The sequence below is a fragment of the Agriterribacter sp. genome (assembly GCF_035445465.1).
In the GTDB taxonomy this organism is placed as follows: Bacteria; Bacteroidota; Bacteroidia; order Chitinophagales; family Chitinophagaceae; genus Agriterribacter.
This window is the reverse complement of the sequence record NZ_DAOMQT010000032.1, coordinates 34,476-52,901: the sequence shown is the minus strand read 5'-3', so window position 1 is coordinate 52,901 and position 18,426 is coordinate 34,476. Positions and strand designations below refer to the sequence as shown.

16 protein-coding genes are annotated in these 18,426 nt (G+C 42.1%); 14 read left to right on the top strand and 2 right to left on the bottom strand.

The features are described from left to right. The first annotated feature begins 135 nt into the window (after nt 1-135). The 3 genes from PLE34_RS21890 (at nt 136) to PLE34_RS14950 (ending at nt 1,809) form a co-directional block, all read left to right on the top strand. Nucleotides 136-273, top strand: coding sequence for a hypothetical protein (locus tag PLE34_RS21890; RefSeq protein ID WP_502875879.1), 138 nt, complete (start codon nt 136-138; stop codon nt 271-273). Nucleotides 274-505: 232 nt separating this feature from the next. Next, nucleotides 506-1,096: a Crp/Fnr family transcriptional regulator gene (locus PLE34_RS14955; RefSeq protein WP_324558240.1), complete on the top strand. Its 591-nt coding sequence runs from the start codon at nt 506-508 to the stop codon at nt 1,094-1,096. A 59-nt stretch (nt 1,097-1,155) separates the two neighbouring features. Further along, on the top strand, nt 1,156-1,809 hold the full coding sequence (locus tag PLE34_RS14950; protein ID WP_324558239.1) for a hypothetical protein: 654 nt from the start codon (nt 1,156-1,158) through the stop codon (nt 1,807-1,809). A gap of 3 nt (nt 1,810-1,812) precedes the next feature. Here the strand turns inward: PLE34_RS14950 and PLE34_RS14945 are convergent, their stop codons facing one another. After that, entirely contained in the window at nt 1,813-2,058 is a 246-nt protein-coding gene (locus PLE34_RS14945; protein WP_324558238.1) for a hypothetical protein, read from the bottom strand. 312 nt (nt 2,059-2,370) lie between these two features. Continuing rightward, nucleotides 2,371-3,399 (bottom strand): LacI family DNA-binding transcriptional regulator, encoded by a 1,029-nt coding sequence (locus PLE34_RS14940; protein WP_324558236.1) that lies wholly within the window; start codon nt 3,397-3,399, stop codon nt 2,371-2,373. 154 nt (nt 3,400-3,553) lie between these two features. On the opposite strand from PLE34_RS14940, the gene PLE34_RS14935 reads away from it, so the two are divergent. From PLE34_RS14935 to PLE34_RS14885, 11 genes are all read left to right on the top strand, one after another. Next, on the top strand, nt 3,554-4,279 hold the full coding sequence (locus PLE34_RS14935) for an SDR family NAD(P)-dependent oxidoreductase (RefSeq protein WP_324558235.1): 726 nt from the start codon (nt 3,554-3,556) through the stop codon (nt 4,277-4,279). 61 nt (nt 4,280-4,340) lie between these two features. Further along, the gene (locus PLE34_RS14930; RefSeq protein ID WP_324558234.1) at nt 4,341-5,351 is read left to right on the top strand and encodes a 3-hydroxyacyl-CoA dehydrogenase family protein; all 1,011 of its coding nucleotides are present in this window, start codon (nt 4,341-4,343) and stop codon (nt 5,349-5,351) included. A 1-nt stretch (nt 5,352) separates the two neighbouring features. Continuing rightward, nucleotides 5,353-6,426 (top strand): dipeptidase, encoded by a 1,074-nt coding sequence (locus PLE34_RS14925; protein ID WP_324558232.1) that lies wholly within the window; start codon nt 5,353-5,355, stop codon nt 6,424-6,426. Nucleotides 6,427-6,883: 457 nt separating this feature from the next. Further along, nucleotides 6,884-8,818, top strand: a complete 1,935-nt coding sequence (locus PLE34_RS14920) for a hypothetical protein (protein ID WP_324558230.1) — start codon at nt 6,884-6,886, stop codon at nt 8,816-8,818. A gap of 355 nt (nt 8,819-9,173) precedes the next feature. Then, nucleotides 9,174-10,373 carry an MFS transporter gene (locus tag PLE34_RS14915; RefSeq protein WP_324558228.1) on the top strand — a complete coding sequence of 400 codons (1,200 nt, stop codon included), beginning with the start codon at nt 9,174-9,176 and terminating at the stop codon, nt 10,371-10,373. Nucleotides 10,374-10,475: 102 nt separating this feature from the next. Beyond that, complete coding sequence (locus tag PLE34_RS14910; RefSeq protein ID WP_324558227.1) at nt 10,476-11,840, top strand: hypothetical protein; 1,365 nt, start codon at nt 10,476-10,478, stop codon at nt 11,838-11,840. A gap of 9 nt (nt 11,841-11,849) precedes the next feature. Next, on the top strand, nt 11,850-13,046 hold the full coding sequence (locus PLE34_RS14905) for a carbohydrate kinase family protein (RefSeq protein ID WP_324558225.1): 1,197 nt from the start codon (nt 11,850-11,852) through the stop codon (nt 13,044-13,046). Between the two features lie 9 nt (nt 13,047-13,055). Continuing rightward, complete coding sequence (locus PLE34_RS14900; protein WP_324558223.1) at nt 13,056-14,444, top strand: aspartate aminotransferase family protein; 1,389 nt, start codon at nt 13,056-13,058, stop codon at nt 14,442-14,444. Nucleotides 14,445-14,462: 18 nt separating this feature from the next. Continuing rightward, complete coding sequence (locus PLE34_RS14895; RefSeq protein ID WP_324558222.1) at nt 14,463-15,314, top strand: class I fructose-bisphosphate aldolase; 852 nt, start codon at nt 14,463-14,465, stop codon at nt 15,312-15,314. A gap of 211 nt (nt 15,315-15,525) precedes the next feature. After that, on the top strand, nt 15,526-17,004 hold the full coding sequence (locus PLE34_RS14890; protein WP_324558220.1) for a sulfatase: 1,479 nt from the start codon (nt 15,526-15,528) through the stop codon (nt 17,002-17,004). 25 nt (nt 17,005-17,029) lie between these two features. After that, nucleotides 17,030-18,412: a hypothetical protein gene (locus PLE34_RS14885; protein WP_324558219.1), complete on the top strand. Its 1,383-nt coding sequence runs from the start codon at nt 17,030-17,032 to the stop codon at nt 18,410-18,412. The last annotated feature ends 14 nt before the right edge of the window (nt 18,413-18,426 follow it).

Genomic DNA, 18,426 nt, shown 5'->3' with positions numbered 1-18,426 from the left:
CTTACCGCCTCCTTTAAATTTATCAATCAAGTATTTTTACCGGACACTAATGATTCCAAAATTGAAAATTGGAAGAAAGTTGCTCTTCCACAAGCAACAGGTATTAAATTATTTCATCAGTAAAAGTGAAGGACTATGAGAGGAAATATTAGAAAGAAATTACTGAAGTCAGGGAAGTACAGTTTGTACATCGACTACTATCTACCTGTGTGGAATCCGCAGACACAATCATATACGCGCAGAGAATATTTAGATCTGCATTTATTAATATAACATTTAGCTGTCGGTTAGTAGCTAGCGAATTATTAATTTTCCTGTAGTACGAAATCGAAAAACATGGATGTTTTTATATTTTTGAAGACATCTACTTTTGAAACCGATATAAGTGGGGGATCATTTTAATTAATTGATCCGGTACTTTGAATTACAATACCTGCAGGATGTTGATTATTGAATTATGGGCAAACTTAAATGACACCCCCGACAGACCAATGAACACAGGACAATGGACGAACTTAGAATATTTAAAAATTGGCTCACAAAGGTTTTTTTTCTGACTGAAAAGGATTGTTCGTTGTTTGAACCTTACCTGCAAATCAAAAACTATAAAGCGAAAGAACATTTTTTAAGTGAGGAAAAAATTTGTTACGAAATCGGCTTTGTCAATAATGGCTGTTTCCGAACATATTACCTTGCTGATGGAAAAGAAATTAATACGTATTTTGCTTTTGAAAACAATTTTGTAGCAGATTATGACAGTTTTTTGCAAAGTAAGCCAAGCAGGTATTTCATTCAAGCATTAAAAGATGCTGAAATTGTTACGTTTAATTTATCAGCTTTACACAATGCCTACAACCAATCACAAAATTGGGAACGCTTTGGTAGAATGATAGCTGAACAATCTTACAGGCTGACTACCCAACGTGTTGAGAGCTTTTTGTTTTTAGACGGAGAGCAACGTTATCTTGACTTACTTAAACATCAACCCCATATTTTTGACAGAATACCGCTTTACCATATTGCTTCTTATTTGGGACTTGAGCGAGAAAGTTTAAGTCGGTTGAGAAAAAAAATTGCCCATAAGTTACGATTGTAACATTTGTCAATTTCTTCCTAATTCGCCTTTGGGACTTTTGTGGTGTAAAAATTTAATGTTTGACTAAAAAAGTTTCAAAAATGAAAAAGGTAATTTTTTCTGCAGCGTCAGTAATATTTATGGTTTTGGCAAGTTGCAGTACTTCAAAACAGATAACAGTTCCTCGTAATCGTTCGGTTGAGTTGGACGATGCTTACACGATTATTTGGAACGGTATCAGCAAGGCATACCGCTATGAAAACGGGCAATGGCTAAGAGTCGAGAGTTGCGATTACCAATTTGATGTTGTTCAAAAACGTTACGACAATATTTGGAAGTCCGTTAAATCACTTCACCGTATTCACCCCGACTATGATGGTAAAGCAGGCGATAGAGACCAGACAATGTATTTTGAAATTGCTTACAAAAATCTGATTAACGGAATGGTACAAGCAATCATCAATTCTTCATTGGGTAACGGCATAGGAACAAGCGACACAGAATTTCGTAAATCCGTATTGACAATATACGTACCGAATCCGGGCAAGTTTATGCCATACAACAAGTTCAGAATTACCCAACACTACAGCTACGAAGAAGGTGTACTAATGGAAACCGTTGAACTCATCAAAGAAAAAAACGGAAAGGAAACACCGTTTATGAAGAACGAGGAAACCGCTTTGATTTTTATTAAAAGCAAATTGGACAAAGTACCAACGACCTTTAAACAATAATTGCTATGACACACAAAGGAAGAAAAAAAAGCGATTATATTTACAATACGCCGCTTTCTGCGGATCTTTTAACGCTAATACCTGCTTTTCGTTATCCTGTTGTTCAAGCTCCTCTATTTCGTGTCCATAATATTCACTTACTCTTTGTATTTGCTTACCGCTAATATCAAGCCTCAATAGCGCTTGCAGCATGTCTGCGCCTTCTTCAAACACATGTCCCTTTCCTAACAGGCAAACTATCTCCTGCAACTTGCCTGTAATGCCGAATGCTTCTGTATGCTGGCATAAAACATATGCCTTGCTTACTTCTATTTTCCTGAAACAGGAATGGAGTTTTTTTATTCCGATCCTTCGGTAGCCTGCCTATGCTCTTTTCAAGCACGAGTTTATTCACCTTACGGTTGAACGCTGTGTAACGATCTTCATACTCATAGCCGTCTTTTATCCTTTTAATTTTGAAAATAGTTTTATAATTATCCCTAAATGGTTGTCCGCTACCATTATCATATCAAGAATATAAAAATATCCGAAATAATTTTTTAATACTAACTGATGTGGTATTTAAAGATTATTACGTACAATAAGCTGAGATGGCAATAATAAATTATTGAGCTCTTTTTTATTTCCGTTTTCCGATTTTGTTTTTTCAATAATTTCTATCAGCATTTCAGTGGCTTTTTGTCCTTGCTGATAAGGAAATTGTTCTACTGACGCTAGAGGAGGGTGATCCATATAATTACAGATAGCCTCATTGGCAAAACTTACAAAACTTATATCCTTGTTGATTTTTATCTTCTGCTGTTTGCAATAATGTATTACATCCAAAGCTACATAATCATTAAAAGTTATTATTGCGGTTGGTCGCCTGACGAGTGACAGTAATTTTTTGGAAGCTTCTATATTTCCCTCCATCGCAAGATCAGAATAAACAATCAGTTCTTTGTTATACTTAATTCTATTTTCTGTTAGTGCTTTTACATAAGCGATATGACGTTCTTTACTGGCAGAAAATTTTTCGGGGCCGTTAATTAATCCGATTACGCTGTGTCCTTTTTTTACTAAAAAATTTACTGCTTCAATCATACCACTCTCCAGTTTGCTGGCTATAAAATGAATGTCTTGCATCTCAGGTATCCTGTCAATAAATACTATAGGTATATTATTTTTTTCCAGCAATTTAAAATGTTCGTAACTAAGGGTGTTTTTCGAGATAGATATAAGCATGCCATCCACGCGATGGTCCTTCATTGCTTCTACAATGTTCTTTTCTCTTTCCTGATCGTCTCTTGATTGTCCCAGTAGCAAGGTATATTTTTTCTGATATGCCACATCCTCAACGCCACTCACTATTGAAGCAAAAAAACCATTAGAAAAGGATGGTAAAATTAAGCCAATTAAATACGTCTTACGCTGTTTAAAAAAGATAGCCCTGTTGTCAGGCTCATAATTCAACTCTGATGCAAGCTGTTGCACACGCATTTTAGTGCGTAGCCCAATACTATGATGGTCACTCAGCGCCCTGGATACCGTAGACTTCGAAATATTAAGTCGTTTGGCAATATCAATAATTGTGACCTTCCTGGGCGTCATAAAAATTGTTTTTCTTTAAAGTTACGGAAAAGTAGCTGAAGCGATTGAGACCACAACGGTCCGTTTTAAAAAATCAACGCAACCGGTTGTCTGAAAAAATATGGTTTACAGTCTTTATTTTGCAAAAAATACCGGAATCGAAAATATTAATTCAATGACTGCAATCATAACAGGCGCTGCTTCGGGTTTAGGGCTCGCCATTGCAAAAAAGCTATCGCAAAAAAATATAAATCTTGCTCTATTTGATAAACAAAAGGAAAAATTGTTAGGTCTCTCTAAGCAATTATCGGGCAATTATAAAATATTTGAAACCGATGTTACAAATGAAAATGAGGTTAAGGAGAGTGTAGCGAAGGTAATTGAACAGTTCGGCTCAGTGCAAATATTGATAAACAGTGCCGGGATAACCGGAACTACAAACATTAAAAGCCATGAAGTTAATGCCAATGACCTGCAAACGGTTTTTAATGTAAATTTTACCGGCAGCTTTTTAATGTCGAAATACGTGTTACCCTTTATGTTGGCTGATCATTATGGTCGTATTTTACATATTGCCTCTATTGCGGGAAAGGAGGGAAATGCAGGTATGCTTGCATACTCGGCTTCCAAGGCTGCTGTTATTGCCATGGCAAAAGTACAAGGCAAAGAATATGCAGAAACAGGTATAACTATTAATGCGCTTGCTCCGGCTGTGATCCGGACACCTCTTGTGGATGCAATGCCCGCCACTCAGGTGAAGTATATGACAGACAAGATACCTATGAAAAGGTGCGGAACATTGGAGGAACTGGCAAATATGGCAGCATTTATTGTATCGCCTGAAAACAGTTTTACAACAGGGTTCACTTTTGATTTATCAGGAGGACGAGCCCTATATTGATTAATTGGAACAAAGGAACTTCCGGGGTGGATAGAAATATTTAATCAAAATGAATAAAAAAGTGAAAAACAAAATTGCTGTAGTCAACATAGGTGTTGTAGGGTTAGGATTAATGGGTTGTAGTATCACTACCTGCCTGCTGATCGCCGGCCACAGGGTAATAGCGGTAGCGCCCATACCCGCTGATCTGTTATTGGCAAAAAAACGCATCACCGCACATCTTAAAAGATCATTTAAGGAAAAGCTGGCTAAGAAGCTCCCGGAGCATTATCTTAAAAATCTGACTATCACCGAAAACTATAGCGCTTTAAAAAATTGCAGACTCGTAATTGAATGTACTATCGAAAGCATCAACATAAAAAAGTCGGTTTATAAAAAAATAGAAGATGTTATTTCCCTCAATGCGTTAATGACAAGTAACACTTCGGCTATTCCTATCAGCCTGCTGCAGAAGCAAACTACAAGACCTGAAAGATTCTTTGGACTGCATTGGGCTGAGCCATCACATACTACCCGTTTTCTCGAAATAATTTGCGGCGATAAAAGCGATATAAAAAAAGGGGAATATTTATATAAGTTATCGCACAACTGGGGAAAAGAGCCGACGCTTGTTCGTAAAGATATACGCGGCTTCATCACTAACCGTATTATGTATGCGGCTTACAGGGAAGCAATATCGCTTGTAGAAAATGGTTATGCTACCGTTGAAGATGTTGACCGTGCATGCCGCAACAACGCCGGCTACTGGATGACTTTGGCTGGTGTATTCCGCTGGATGGATCTTACCGGAGTACCAGCATACCATACCGTAATGAAAGATCTGTTTCCTACATTAAATAATGACACAGAAGTTCCCAAACTGATTGACGATATAGTTAAGAAAGGTGGAAAAGGTGTTGCCAATGCACATGGTTTTCACAAATACACGCCTGAAGAAGCTAAGCTTTGGGAAGAAACCTTTACCGATTTTAGTTACGATATAAGAGCGCTTGCGCTTAAATATCCTGAAAACATTGTAAAGAAAAAATTAGCAGCAGCAAAAAAATTACGCACAGCAAAGAAAGCCAAATAATATGTTGATCATTGACGCGCATCTCGATCTTTCAATGAACGCCCTTGAATGGAACAGGGATCTTAAAAGAACAGCAGCAGATATAAGAGCAAGAGAGAGCAATCTTACCGACAAACCTGATCGTGGCAAAGGAACGGTATCATTGCCCGAACTGAGGAAAGGTAAAATAGGACTTGTTGTAGCAACGCAGATAGCAAGGTTTGTGGCGGAAGACAGTACACTTCCTGGCTGGCATTCGCCTGAGCAGGCATGGGCGCAAACACAAGGGCAACTCGCCTGGTATAAGGCAATGGAAACAGAGGGTGAGATGGTGCAGATAACCAATACCGATCAGTTAGAGCATCATATTCAACTCTGGAATAGCAACACTGTGCCTGATGAAAATAAACCTGTTGGTTTTATCCTCAGTCTTGAAGGGGCGGATTCCCTTGTCAATCTTTCCTATCTCGAAAAAGCATGGCAAAACGGATTGCGTGCGCTTGGTCCGGCGCATTATGGCCCCGGAAGATATGCTCCGGGCACAGGCATGGAAGGTCCTTTAACACCGGCAGGCGTGGCATTATTAAAAAAAATGGAAGAACTCAATATCATTCTTGATATCACACATCTCACGGATGGGGCTTTTATGCAGGCAGTTGATCTATTCAATGGTCATATCTGGGCAAGCCATCATAACTGCAGGGCATTGGTTCCCCACCAGCGGCAGCTTACAGATGAACAAATAAGAATATTGATAGAAAGAGGGTCTGTGATCGGCGGCGTGCTTGACACGTGGATGTTGATGCCCGGCTGGATACTCGGTAAGCATAATCCCAAAGAAGAGGGCATTACGCTTAATACATTGATCAATCATTACGATCACATTTGCCAGATTGCAGGCAACAGTAATCATATTGCTATAGGCAGCGATCTTGACGGTATGTTCGGACTTGAACAATCACCATGTGATATAAATACGATCGCAGATATTCAGCAATTAAAGGGATTACTTGCAAAACGCGGTTATTCACAAAGCGATATTGAAAATGTTTTTCACGGTAACTGGTTAAGATTTTTACGCAATGCGTGGAAGTAGTTAGGATATTATTTAATTTGCGAAGAAAGGTTTCGCAGGACTTTTCCTGCCATCGATAATAATACAGCATATTAACAGTGTATAATCTTCAATAAACCCCAAACCTATTATGGAAAAGGTGATTTCATTTTTTTTGATTGCTTTGCTCCCGTGGTGCAAAGTTACGTTAGGGCAACAGGAATCATTACCTTCGGGAAGTCATCCGCAAGCTATACCGGTAACACATTTTCCAAACAGATTGTACGCTTTTGTATGGAGAAACTGGAATCTGGTTAGTCCCGGAACAATGGGTAAAACAGTAGGATGCAATGCTTCCGATATTACTAAAATTGCATCCTCGATGGGACTCCCGCCCTATCAACCTAAGGACGCTGACTTTGATCGGCGTATATATATAACTGTAATAAGAAGGAATTGGCATTTATTGCCCTATTCTCAACTGCTTACGCTACTTAACATGAGCAGTAAAGAGCTGTCTGTTGCCCTAAAGGAAGACGATGGTTTGTTCATCAAGCTCGGAAATCTGAAACCGGAAATTGAGGAGCTAAGGTACAGTCCCCCGGACAAAAATACAATCAGGGGCGCATTAAACATAAAACGCGTTGCTCAAAGGTATTTCCGCGAACAAAGCGCTTTTACCCCATTTCAATTCATTGAAGATCTAAAATATGCTTCCGGAAAAGAAGCAGAAAGCGTTTATCAGCCGGATAAGGATAAAAGTCCAAAAATCGTTTATTCATATTTTGGCATTTACGGCGACCCTCTTTCCGACACCTTACAGGATCTGTACCCCGACGGTTTACTGGAAAAGCTGGCTCAAAGCGGGATTAATGGTATATGGATGCACGTAGTTTTAAATCAGATCGCTCCGGGCGGTGCCGCATTTCCCGAATTTGGAGCAGGTCATGCGTTACGCATTCAAAATCTAAACAGGATCGTTGAGCGGGCAAAACGATACGGTATAGACATTTATCTGTACATTAATGAGCCGAGAGCAATGGATGCTGCTTTTTTTATTAACAGGGATCGGATGAGAGGTGCAAAAGAAGGGAACTATTATGCAATGTGCACCAGCAGCGGGGAAGTTCAACAATGGATCAGAGATGCGTTAACATATGTTTTTTCAAATGTGCCCGGACTGGGAGGCGTACTGACCATAACAGCCTCAGAAAATTTCACCAATTGCGCATCACATGGAAATCAAAAGAGCTGCGAACGATGCAGCAGGCGGAGCTATGCTGAAATTATTGCGGAGGTAAATCGCATAATAGAAGAGGGGGTTCATAAAGGCAATCCTGATGCTAAAGTAATGGTATGGGACTGGGGATGGCATAACCATGGGCTTGCCCCCGATGTAATCGCTGCTTTACCACATTCTGTGTATCTTATGTCTGTAAGCGAGTGGGCGAAATCAATTGACCGTGGAGGTGTAATATCGGAAGTTGGCGAATACTCCATGTCTGCGGTGGGCCCGGGTCCAAGGGCCCTGCAACACTGGAAATGGGCAAAAGAGAGAGGGTTGAAGACAATTGCCAAAGTGCAGGTAAATAATACATGGGAACTTTCTTCCGTTCCCTGGTTGCCGGTACCAGATCTTGTTGTACGTCATATATCAGCCCTTTCAGATGCAAAAACCGACGGGTTAATGTTAAGCTGGTCCCTCGGAGGCTATCCTTCTCCCAACCTGGAAATCACAGATCGTATCTCAAAGAACCCGGAGCTTTCAAAGGACGAATTGTTAAACACCCTTGCCGAAGAAAGATATGGAAAGCGTGCTGTAAATGCAGCACGTAAGGCATGGACCGCATTCAGCAATGCATTCGAGCAATTCCCGTATGGAGGTCACACATTATATAACGCACCCCAACAATATGGACCCGCGAATTTGCTATATGAACAACCAACAGGATACAAGGCTACGATGGTTGGATTTCCATATGATGACCTGCAAAGTTGGAAAGGTGCATATCCTGCGAACATCTTTATGGAGCAGTTCAGGAAAGTTGCAGATGGCTGGATGAACGGGCTTACATACTTTAAGCAGGCAGTTGCTGCGTCCGACAGTTCGCACCGGACCATCGCTATATCTGATGAGCATATTGCTAAAGCGGCATATTTACATTTTGCTTCAGTTGCCAATCAGATCGCTTATATTATTAACAGAGACAAACTGTTAGCAAACGATCTTTCCTCACCGGCTAAAAGTAAGATCCGGGAAGAAATACGCCGTATACTGAACCATGAAATACAGCTTGCTTCAGAGCTGTTTGAACTATGCGGAAAAGATTCCCGGATTGGTTATGAAGCTTCAAATCAATATTATTACGTTCAACAGGACCTCGTTGAAAAAGTCATCAATTGCAACTATCTCCTTAACCGGTTAGAGCAATAAACCAGGTTGCTTTAAAGTTCCCGGAACTTTACTTTAGCGCGTGTGAACATTGCTTGTTATTTTGAACATCGTCCTGACGGGGTCTTCACAGCCAGGCAACTATGTGAAGGGTGAGACCCCGGCGAACTATTTAGCACCAGGGTCTCATGGCTGCCCGCAATAACCTTGAATGAAGACCCCGCTGCGACTTCTTTTGAACAGACAGGGTTTTAACAGGTAAAGAGGTATATATAGTGTCATAATTGGGGAAGGTAGTAGTTTATTGAAAAATAATAATCAGATAGTTTTGTTTTTCAGGAGCTGAGAACATCAGAAAAAGAGAGGCATAAGGTCGTATACCCCAAATCTGGTCTGCATGAAAATAAAGACGTTTCCCGTTTATTTGATCTTCCTGGCTATGGGTTTGATTGATTCGGTAGGGCCAATGGTCAGCCTGGCCAAAGAATCATTTAAAATATCAACTGCCATGGCCTCGCTCCTGCCTATGTTAGGATACATCATGTACGGTTTGCTGTCTGTACCGATAGGGTTGTTACAAGACAAAAAGGGGAAAAAATTCATCATGAACCTTGGTCTGTCAATAGCTCTTACCGGGCTCATAATTCCAATTGTATCGGGCATGTTTGGGAAAATGGTGGTTGACAGCAGCTCCTTGATGCAATTTTATAAAATCTTAGCAGCCATCCTCCTGCTAGGGGCAGGGGGTGCGATCCTCCAGGTTTCGGGGAATCCTGTTATGCGGGATATTTCTGAAGCAGGCCAATATTCCAAAAATCTTTCGTTGGCACAATCCTTCATTACCATTGGATCTTCGCTGGGCTTCCTTCTGCCTGTTGTTATGTTCCATGCCTTTGGACTGGATTGGAGTATATTATTTCCATTTTTCGCGGGAATTGTTTTGATGGGTATTATATGGATAAATAGTATCCGGATCAGGGAAAGAAGTGACAGTACAGATAACCATGCAACTTTCAGATCATGCTTCAGCCTGCTTAAAAACGGTTATGTATTCATGATGGTTGCGGGCATTTTCATTTATTGTGGCGTTGAAATAGCGATGAGTGCTCATGTACCTATACTGCTAAAAGAGAAGTTTAACGTTTCCGTAGAGAAGATGGGACTATTGATCAGTTGGTCGCTTTTTTACTTACCCATACTATCGGGAAGGTTTTTGGGTTCGTGGATTATGTCGCGGATAACACCAAAACGGCTATTGCTGCTTACCGTTTTGTTCTCGCTCCTCGGGTTTGGTTTGATTTTCAGTAATTCATTTGTTTTGACGCTGATCGGGATTTTTTTTGTAGGGCTTGGATTTGCAAATATTTTCCCGCTTATATTTTCGATAACCATAGACTACATGCCTGGCCACACCAATGCATTATCCGGGTTGATGGTATCGGCCATTATAGGAGGTGCCTTTATTCCTCCCGTGATGGGGATGGTTGCCGACAGCTTCTCTATCCAAATTGCTTTTATTGTGCCTGTTTTATCTATCCTCTATTTGCTGTGTGTGGCAATTGTTAATAATGTAAACATCAGTAAAACAGGAGTGTAATGACTTGAGAAAGCTCCGGGCAGAGCTCCCGTCACGTTGAAAAGCTGAACTATTTTGAATGGCAGGATGAGTTTATTGTATTTTAAAAAGTAAGTAATATCAATGATAATTAAAAAGGTACCTGTTAGTGCAGCATTTGCAGGATTTGGAGAAGTGAATTCTCCTATGCAATTAATCAGGGAGAGTTGTTCAAGAGCGTTGGAGGAAATAAGGTCTCTGGGATTTGAAGTAATAACAACCGAAGTAATTACAGATGACCCTAAAGGACTTGATGTTAAGCGGGCGATAAGACACTTCGAAAAAGAAGACTTCGATGTGCTGATTATTTGCCTTGCCGGCTGGATCCCATCCCATGCTGTTATTTCCATTACAAATGAATTTAAAGACAAGCCAATGATCTTGTGGGGGCTTACAGGGTATATGGAAAACGGACGCATGGTAACAGCGGCAGCGCAGGCCGGTACAACTGCACTCCGGAAAGTATTTGATGATCTTGGATATAAGTTCCGGTACATTTATAACACCTTTGGAAAACCTTCTCCCCTGGAAAAAATAAAAAGTTTTGGACTCGCGGCATCCGCTGTAAGATCAATTGGGAATACGAAAGTGGGTATGATGGGATTTCGCGACATGAAACTTTACAATACACTCTACGAAGGGATTTCCTTAAAAGCTACCATTGGTACAGAGATAGAATTTTTTGAAATGCTGGAAATGCTTCAACTGAGTGAAAGTGTTGCAGAAGAAGAGGTGCTGAGCTTATGCCAGAAAATTAAACAGCAGTGGGATTTTATTAAACCCGTTGACGATGACTTTTTGAAAAAGGGAATTGCCTATTACCTCGCCATTAAGAAAATCGCTGAAAATAATCATTTCGATGCCATCTCGCTAAAAGATGTAGATGGGATGAAAAAAATCCTGAATTTTCCTCCTGCGTTAATCTTCATGCTTCTTTCTGATGAAATGAAATTATGCACCATTCCCGAAAATGATGTAATGGGTGCTGTTACCCAATTGGTTGTTAAACATCTTACCGGGCAATGCGCCGCTTATCTGGAATTTTATGAGTTCTTTGAAGAGAGTGTGCTGATGGGGGTGCCCGATTTTGTTCCCTCTGAAATTGTGAATGGAAAAGTAAAAGTTACCCGGGCAGCATTTGGCGGGATAAGCGGCGGGTTGTTAAATATTTCAGATATTAAGGCCGGACCGCTTACAATAGCAAGGCTCTCCAATACCGCAAACCAATATACGATGCATATATGTACGGGAGAAGGGAGATTTAGACCCTGGGAGGAAGCAGGATGGGATCGGCCGGCACCCCAACTCCCGAGCCTTGAGATATTCCTTGATACTCCCGTGGAAGAGTTTGCCCAGAAAATTTCAGGGCAGCACTACATCATTGTTTACGGAAATCACATCCGGGAGCTGACAGATTTTTGCTATTTAAAAAACATCAACGTAGTATAACCGCGGAATATGAAGAAATATGATATTGTTATTGCGGGATACATCTGCGTTGACCTGATCCCTGAGTTTAAAAGGGATAAACCAGTTGGTAATATCTCCGAACTTTTAAAGCCGGGCAAACTAATAGAAATTGACGGACTCAGTTATACACCGGGAGGCGCTGTGGCAAATATGGGGATGGTCATGAAAAGATTCTCTAAAAATGTTTTTCTGAATGGATTGATCGGGGATGATCTAATCGGAAAGATCGCCCTTATGTATTTGAACCATGCTGATATTGTAACCGGCGTGAAAGTAATGAAAGGCGAAGGAACAGCTTTTGGATTTGTAATTGCGCCTCCGGGTATTGACCGCATTTTTCTCGAATCGCCGGGCTGCAGTCACTTATTTGATATAAGGCATATTGATTTCGATGTTGTTGCACAAAGCAGGTTGTTTCATTTCGGCTATCCTCCACTGTTAAAACAGTTTTATCTGAATGAAGGCGCCCAACTGATTGAATTATTTGCTGTGATACAGGGAATGGGCCTGGTTACTTCGCTCGATCTCAGCCTGCCTGACCCCGAAAGTGAATCAGGTAAAATAAACTGGCCGGAGATCATAAAGCGCGTATTGCCATATATCGACATTTTCGTTCCCAGCCTGGAGGAAGCACTGCAAATAATGATGCCCGATGAATATGCCGCAATGCAATTGACTTCCGGCAATGCCGATATTATTGATCTGGTTACAATCTCGACCATCCGGGAGATCGGAAAACGGATAATTGATGCCGGGGTTAAAATTGCGTTCATAAAAGCCGGTCATCGGGGGGCGTACCTGTTAACGGGTGATGTATCATCCATAAATGAAAAAACAGGTTTCAATTTACAAAAGGAAAGATGGAATGACCAGGAACTCTGGTGTAATGCCTTCCCGATTGATGCTGCAAAAGTAAAAAATGCCTCGGGAGCGGGCGATACCGCATCGGCAGCATTTCTGGCAGCGATCCTCGATGGAGAATACCCTGAACATGCTTTGAAATATGCTGCCATGGCCGGCAGAAACTGCCTGTATTGCACAGATATCTATAGCGAGTTGGACGACTGGGCGCAGATGCGGGAAGAGTTGAAATCGGTATTGGTGAAAATAAGCAACCTAAAGCTGGCTAAATACAATGATTTACCAGACCTGGAAATGGCTGCTAATGAATGGAGAGATCGCTAAAAAATTACTATGAATAAATTAAATACAGCTACAGATTGGTGGAGAGAAAGCGCTGCGAACATCCCCCGGCTGATCACTGAAACGCCAGGTCCAAAATCGCGGATCATGCATGTCAATACCGCCAGGTATATGAAGGGACTTAGTTCACAGGTAAAATTGTTCCCTGTTTGTTTTGAAGAAGGCTCGGGCATTACTTTAACGGATGTGGATGGGAATAAATATCTTGATTTCTCATCCGGGATCTATGTGGCTTCTTTAGGCCACTGCCACCCTAAAATATCAGAGGCTATTTCCTATTGGGCAAAAAGGCTCATGAATGTGCATGATTTTTCCACACCCGTTAAGGAAAAGCTAATGGAAAAGATGGCTTCAATTTTACCGGGAAAGTTAAATGCCATTCAACTGTATTCCGATGGAACTACCGCTGTAGAGGCAGCCATCCGTGCGGCGCGGGCTATCAGCGGGAAACATGAATTTATTTCAGCTTATCGCGATTTTCACGGAAAAACGATGGGTGCGGTAAGCTGTGCACAAATGTATCGGGGGGAAACATTCAGTTATGGACCAACAAGAGCCGCGGGTTTTTATATGGTTCCGCGCCCCGATCCCTACCGTCCGCTTTGGTGCAAAGCAGATGGGGCTATTGATACAGATGCTTATATCCGTTTTTACGAACAATTTTTGGTTGAAGGAACTGTGGGCAACGTTGCCGCATTTGTTTTAGAGCCTGCCCAGGGTTGGGCGGGGAGTATATTCCCGCCAGATGACTTCTTTCCGAAGTTAAAGACGTTATGTGAGAAGCATCATATTCTCCTGTACGATGACGAAGTATTGGCCGGGATGGGCCGTACCGGCGAATGGCTTACCTTAAACCACTGGAGGGTAATCCCTGATATCGTGACCTTTGGCAAATCGTTCGGTAATGGATTCCCGGTTACTGCCATGGTGGTGAGCGAAGAAAATGGGGAGGCGCTTGAAAAGATCTCCGCCTCATCCAGTTATGGAGGTAACCCTATGGCTTGTGCCGCAGCCCTGGCGTCTATAGAAGTGATCGAAGATGAAAATATCCTGGAAAATGTTCGTTCCGTTGGCAATTTTTTTATGGCGCGGATGAAAAAGATGAAAGAAGAGCACCCCATTATCGGAGACGTTAAAGGTAAAGGGTTTTTGCTGGGTATTGAGCTGGTAAAAGATAAAGGCACAAAGGAACCATTTCCCGAAGCCGGAAATCTTGTATATCAAAAAGCTTTCCGAAAAGGATTGGCCTGGATCCCTGCCGGCCATATTCTTCGCATGTCTCCACCGCTTATTATGGATGAAAAATATGCAAAAATGGGGATGGATATTATTGAAGATGCGATTTCGGAAGTAGAAAATGAATTTGGATACCGATACTAATTTAAAATAACTTTTCCCTTGAAACAATACAGGCTCAACAGGCTTTTTAATCCTGTTTCAAACAAATGTTTTGATGTTGCCATAGACCATGGTTTTTTCAATGAGGCAGAATTTTTGAGAGGGATAGAAAACATGAGGTCTGCCGTTGAAATTATCGTCGATGCAGGACCCGATGCTGTTCAATTGACCGTGGGACAGTTGAAATATTTACAGGCAATACCAGGAAAGCAAAAGCCATCCCTCGTGCTGCGCACAGATGTGGCAAATGTTTACGGATCTTCCCTGCCCGCATTCGCTTTCAGCAAAATGATCAGCCGGGCTGTACTCCAGGCTGTACGTGCCGACGCTGTTTGTTTGTGTGTGAATTTGTTTAGCATTCCCGGCGCACCGGAAGTAACAGCGCAATGTATTGACAATATATTGAAGATAAAAGCAGAATCAGATTTGTACTGCATGCCATTAATGATCGAACCACTCGTATTCAGACCAAATGAAGAAAAGGGAGGTTACATGGTTGACGGTGATACCAGGAAAATCGTATCCTTGGTAAGGCAGGCGGTTGAACTTGGCGCGGATATTATTAAAGCTGATCCAACCAATGATATTAACGACTACTATCGTGTTATTGAAATTGCCGGCGCTACCCCTGTCCTGGTAAGAGGAGGGAGTAAAGCCAATGATGAAGAAATTATTGTCCGCACGGCAAAACTAATGGAGCAGGGAGCGAGCGGAATTGTATATGGTCGCAATATAATCCAGCATGCCAGTCCTCCTCTTATTACCAAAGTACTGATGGGCATAGTTCATGGGAAGATATCAACAAAGGAGGGTTCGGATATCCTGCGTACACATCATCTTTCCATCTCCTGAGCAGTTTTGGGGGATATGGATGCTTGTGTTCTTTGTTACTTACACCTTACTTCATCCCGGATACCCATTATGGAACAAAAATATGCAAACAGCGTGTCGCAAATGGGAAATACAGTAGTTTTCCAAACTTAATAATAGCAATAATTTTATTCAATGTTCGGGCATTGAGTTTCCAATTGTAAAGATTATTTTGCTCAGAATCAAAGAAAGTATGAATAAAAGTAAATTACTTTTCCTGACAGGTATAGCTATATCCACTTCCTTTGCCTTTGGACAGGTTAAGCTGTTAAAACCTGAACGGCCCAATGTTCTTTTTATAGCTGTGGATGATCTTAGACCGGAACTCGGCTGCTACGGAAAAGCACATATAAAATCACCTAATATTGACCGTCTGGCAATGTCAGGAGTTATTTTTAACAATGCCTTTGCCAATTATCCTGTTTGCGGGCCATCCAGGGCTTCCCTGTTAAGTGGTATATACCCTGGTAGCAAAAGATTTGTTATCTGGAATTGCTCGCAGGATAAGGATGTTCCGGGAATTGTAAGCCTGCCGATGCATTTTAGAAACAATAATTATCAAACGGTTTCTTTGGGCAAGGTGTATAATAATTTTGAAGATGGAAAAGGGAGCTGGGTTAAAAACTGGCGTCCGGCAGAAACTACCACTAATTGGGATTACCAATCTGAAGAGGGCATCCGAACCTTTGAAGAAAGAAACAAAGAGTGGTATAAAGACCAACGCATTCGCGACAATAACAACCTTCCCCAGAGAGGACCTGCTTACGAAAGCCCCGACGTTCCCGACATTGCTTATGAAGATGGAAGGATCGCCAGCCGGGCCATTGAAGAGTTACAGCATTTTCAAGATAGCAGGGAGCCTTTTTTTCTTGCGGTAGGATTTAAAAAACCTCACCTTCCATTTAATGCTCCAAAGAAATATTGGAACATGTATGACAAGAAGGATATCCAATTGCCTTCGAACTATTTTTTTCCCAGAGATGCTCCGGATGCCGCACGGCTTAACTGGAACGAGTTAAGATTTTTTGCTGGTATGCCTTCTGCGGGTCCTTTGCCCGATACAACTGCCATTAATCTTATACATGGATATTACGCCTGTGTAAGTTATGTTGATGCCCAGATCGGGTTGGTTTTAAATGCACTGGAAACGCTCGGACTGGCGCAAAACACGATCGTAATACTTTGGGGAGATCATGGATGGTTCCTTGGAGAGCATGGTTTCTGGACCAAGCAAAGCAACCTGGAAAAAGGGCCGCACGCACCGTTAATTGTAAAAGTACCCTGGAAAAGCGGAGGGTTAAAGACAGGGGCATTAGTTGAATTTGTGGACATTTATCCTACGCTTTGCGAACTGGCAGGACTAAGTGCACCGGTACATCTCCAGGGAAAAAGTTTTGCCCCGCTTCTTGACAATCCTGATCAGCCCTGGAAGGAATCCATCTTTTACAGGGCCGGAACCGGGGAAACCATTCTGACCACAACCCATGGATATACGGAATGGATCAACCCCGGAACAGGACAGCCTTCCGCACGAATGCTTTATGACCACCGCGTTGATCCTGAAGAAAATGTAAACATAGCCGACAGACCCGAGCATAAAAAACTGATCAAATCACTTCAGGAGCAACTACACCAACATATAAAGACGCGTGATAATTTCTTTATCCCATAATATAATAATGCAAATAATAAGAATTATGAATAAATATTGTACTGCACTCCTGGTTCAGCTTTTTTCCCTGTTTTCAGTTTCGGTTGCGCAAACCGAAGTGTTCAGGATTGGCACCGCAACTAAAATAATCAATAATGAAGTAGGAAATTATGTACAGGGGGCAGGCACCCTTCGCAAGGCTACCCAAATCCGGGATAACCTGGAAGCAAACGCTATGTATTTCTCAAAAGGAACATTCCAGTTATTAATAGTCAGTTGCGACCTGGTGGGGCTTGAATCTTCCTTTGTTGCCCGGCTGAGAGAAGCCATGGGAGTTGCTTCCGGCATTGCTCCGCGCAATATATTAATATCCTGCACACATACGCATGGAGGTCCATCCCTGCTAAGAACAAATTATATAATGCCGGTAGATACCGCATATATGGAACGCCTTCAGAAATGGATGGTGGATTTGGCTTCAGAAGCCGTGAAAGCTGCACGGCCGGGAAAGATCGGGTGGGTGAAAGGGGAAGCGCAGATCGGGTTCAACCGCCGGGTGACCTGGGCAGACGGTACGCATACCATGCATGGTGATACTAAAAGAAAAGACTTTGCCGGGTTGGAAGGACCGGTTGATCCGCAGCATTTAGCCATGTTTGCTTCAGACATGAAAGGCAAACTCTTAGCTGTTTTATATAATAACACAACGCATCCCACCATTTTTTACGGTGCGGGCATATATTCCGCAGATTTTCCGGGAGAAGTAAGAAAGATGATCCGCAACAGGATTAGCAGCGACCTCCCGGTGCTTTTCCTGAACGGGGCCCAGGGAGATATTTCCGTTGAAAATATGCTTGGCCGTCAGCCGGAAACGCCGGAAGAAAAGTTGAAAAGAGTCAGCGAACTGGTAGTCGGCAAAACCATGGAGCTATACAAAAATGTAACCTATGATGATAACCCGGTGCTAAAGCATGACTATCATGATTTAAAAGTCGCCCTTCGTTCAGCATCCGTTGAACAGTTAATTGATGGACGAAGCACATTGGCACGCGTTGATAAAGGAGAAAATGTTGGCGTAATGGAAACGATCCTGGCATACGGAGCTATCCGTTTGCAGGAACTTTATACCAGCAGCCCCTTTGAGATATTGCCGGTACATGCTATTCGCATAGGAGAACTGGCAATAGTGACCCAACCGTGCGAACTATACTGTCAGTTTGGGCTTGATATCAAACGCCGCAGCCCGGCTTCAACCACCGCTGTGGTCGGGCTTACAGACGGGCATGGCGGGTATTGCCCCACTATTTATGGTATACTTGGAGGCGGTTATACCGGAGCTCCCATTTCATGGTGCAGGCTGGAGCCATATGCAGGGTACAAAATTGTTGAAACGGCCGCCAGGTTATTGAATGGATTGTTTAGAGATTAGCGTAACTCCCGGAG

Excerpts from the sequence above, each read along its gene's own strand:
- PLE34_RS14940 (WP_324558236.1), bottom strand. The coding sequence starts at position 3,399 with ATGACGCCCAGGAAGGTCACAATTATTGATATTGCCAAACGACTTAAT.
- PLE34_RS14890 (WP_324558220.1), top strand. The coding sequence starts at position 15,526 with ATGAATAAAAGTAAATTACTTTTCCTGACAGGTATAGCTATATCCACT.
- PLE34_RS14885 (WP_324558219.1), top strand. The coding sequence starts at position 17,030 with ATGAATAAATATTGTACTGCACTCCTGGTTCAGCTTTTTTCCCTGTTT.
- PLE34_RS14935 (WP_324558235.1), top strand. The coding sequence starts at position 3,554 with ATGACTGCAATCATAACAGGCGCTGCTTCGGGTTTAGGGCTCGCCATT.
- PLE34_RS14925 (WP_324558232.1), top strand. The coding sequence starts at position 5,353 with ATGTTGATCATTGACGCGCATCTCGATCTTTCAATGAACGCCCTTGAA.
- PLE34_RS21890 (WP_502875879.1), top strand. The coding sequence starts at position 136 with ATGAGAGGAAATATTAGAAAGAAATTACTGAAGTCAGGGAAGTACAGT.
- PLE34_RS14910 (WP_324558227.1), top strand. The coding sequence starts at position 10,476 with ATGATAATTAAAAAGGTACCTGTTAGTGCAGCATTTGCAGGATTTGGA.
- PLE34_RS14915 (WP_324558228.1), top strand. The coding sequence starts at position 9,174 with ATGAAAATAAAGACGTTTCCCGTTTATTTGATCTTCCTGGCTATGGGT.
- PLE34_RS14900 (WP_324558223.1), top strand. The coding sequence starts at position 13,056 with ATGAATAAATTAAATACAGCTACAGATTGGTGGAGAGAAAGCGCTGCG.
- PLE34_RS14905 (WP_324558225.1), top strand. The coding sequence starts at position 11,850 with ATGAAGAAATATGATATTGTTATTGCGGGATACATCTGCGTTGACCTG.
- PLE34_RS14920 (WP_324558230.1), top strand. The coding sequence starts at position 6,884 with ATGAGCAGTAAAGAGCTGTCTGTTGCCCTAAAGGAAGACGATGGTTTG.
- PLE34_RS14955 (WP_324558240.1), top strand. The coding sequence starts at position 506 with ATGGACGAACTTAGAATATTTAAAAATTGGCTCACAAAGGTTTTTTTT.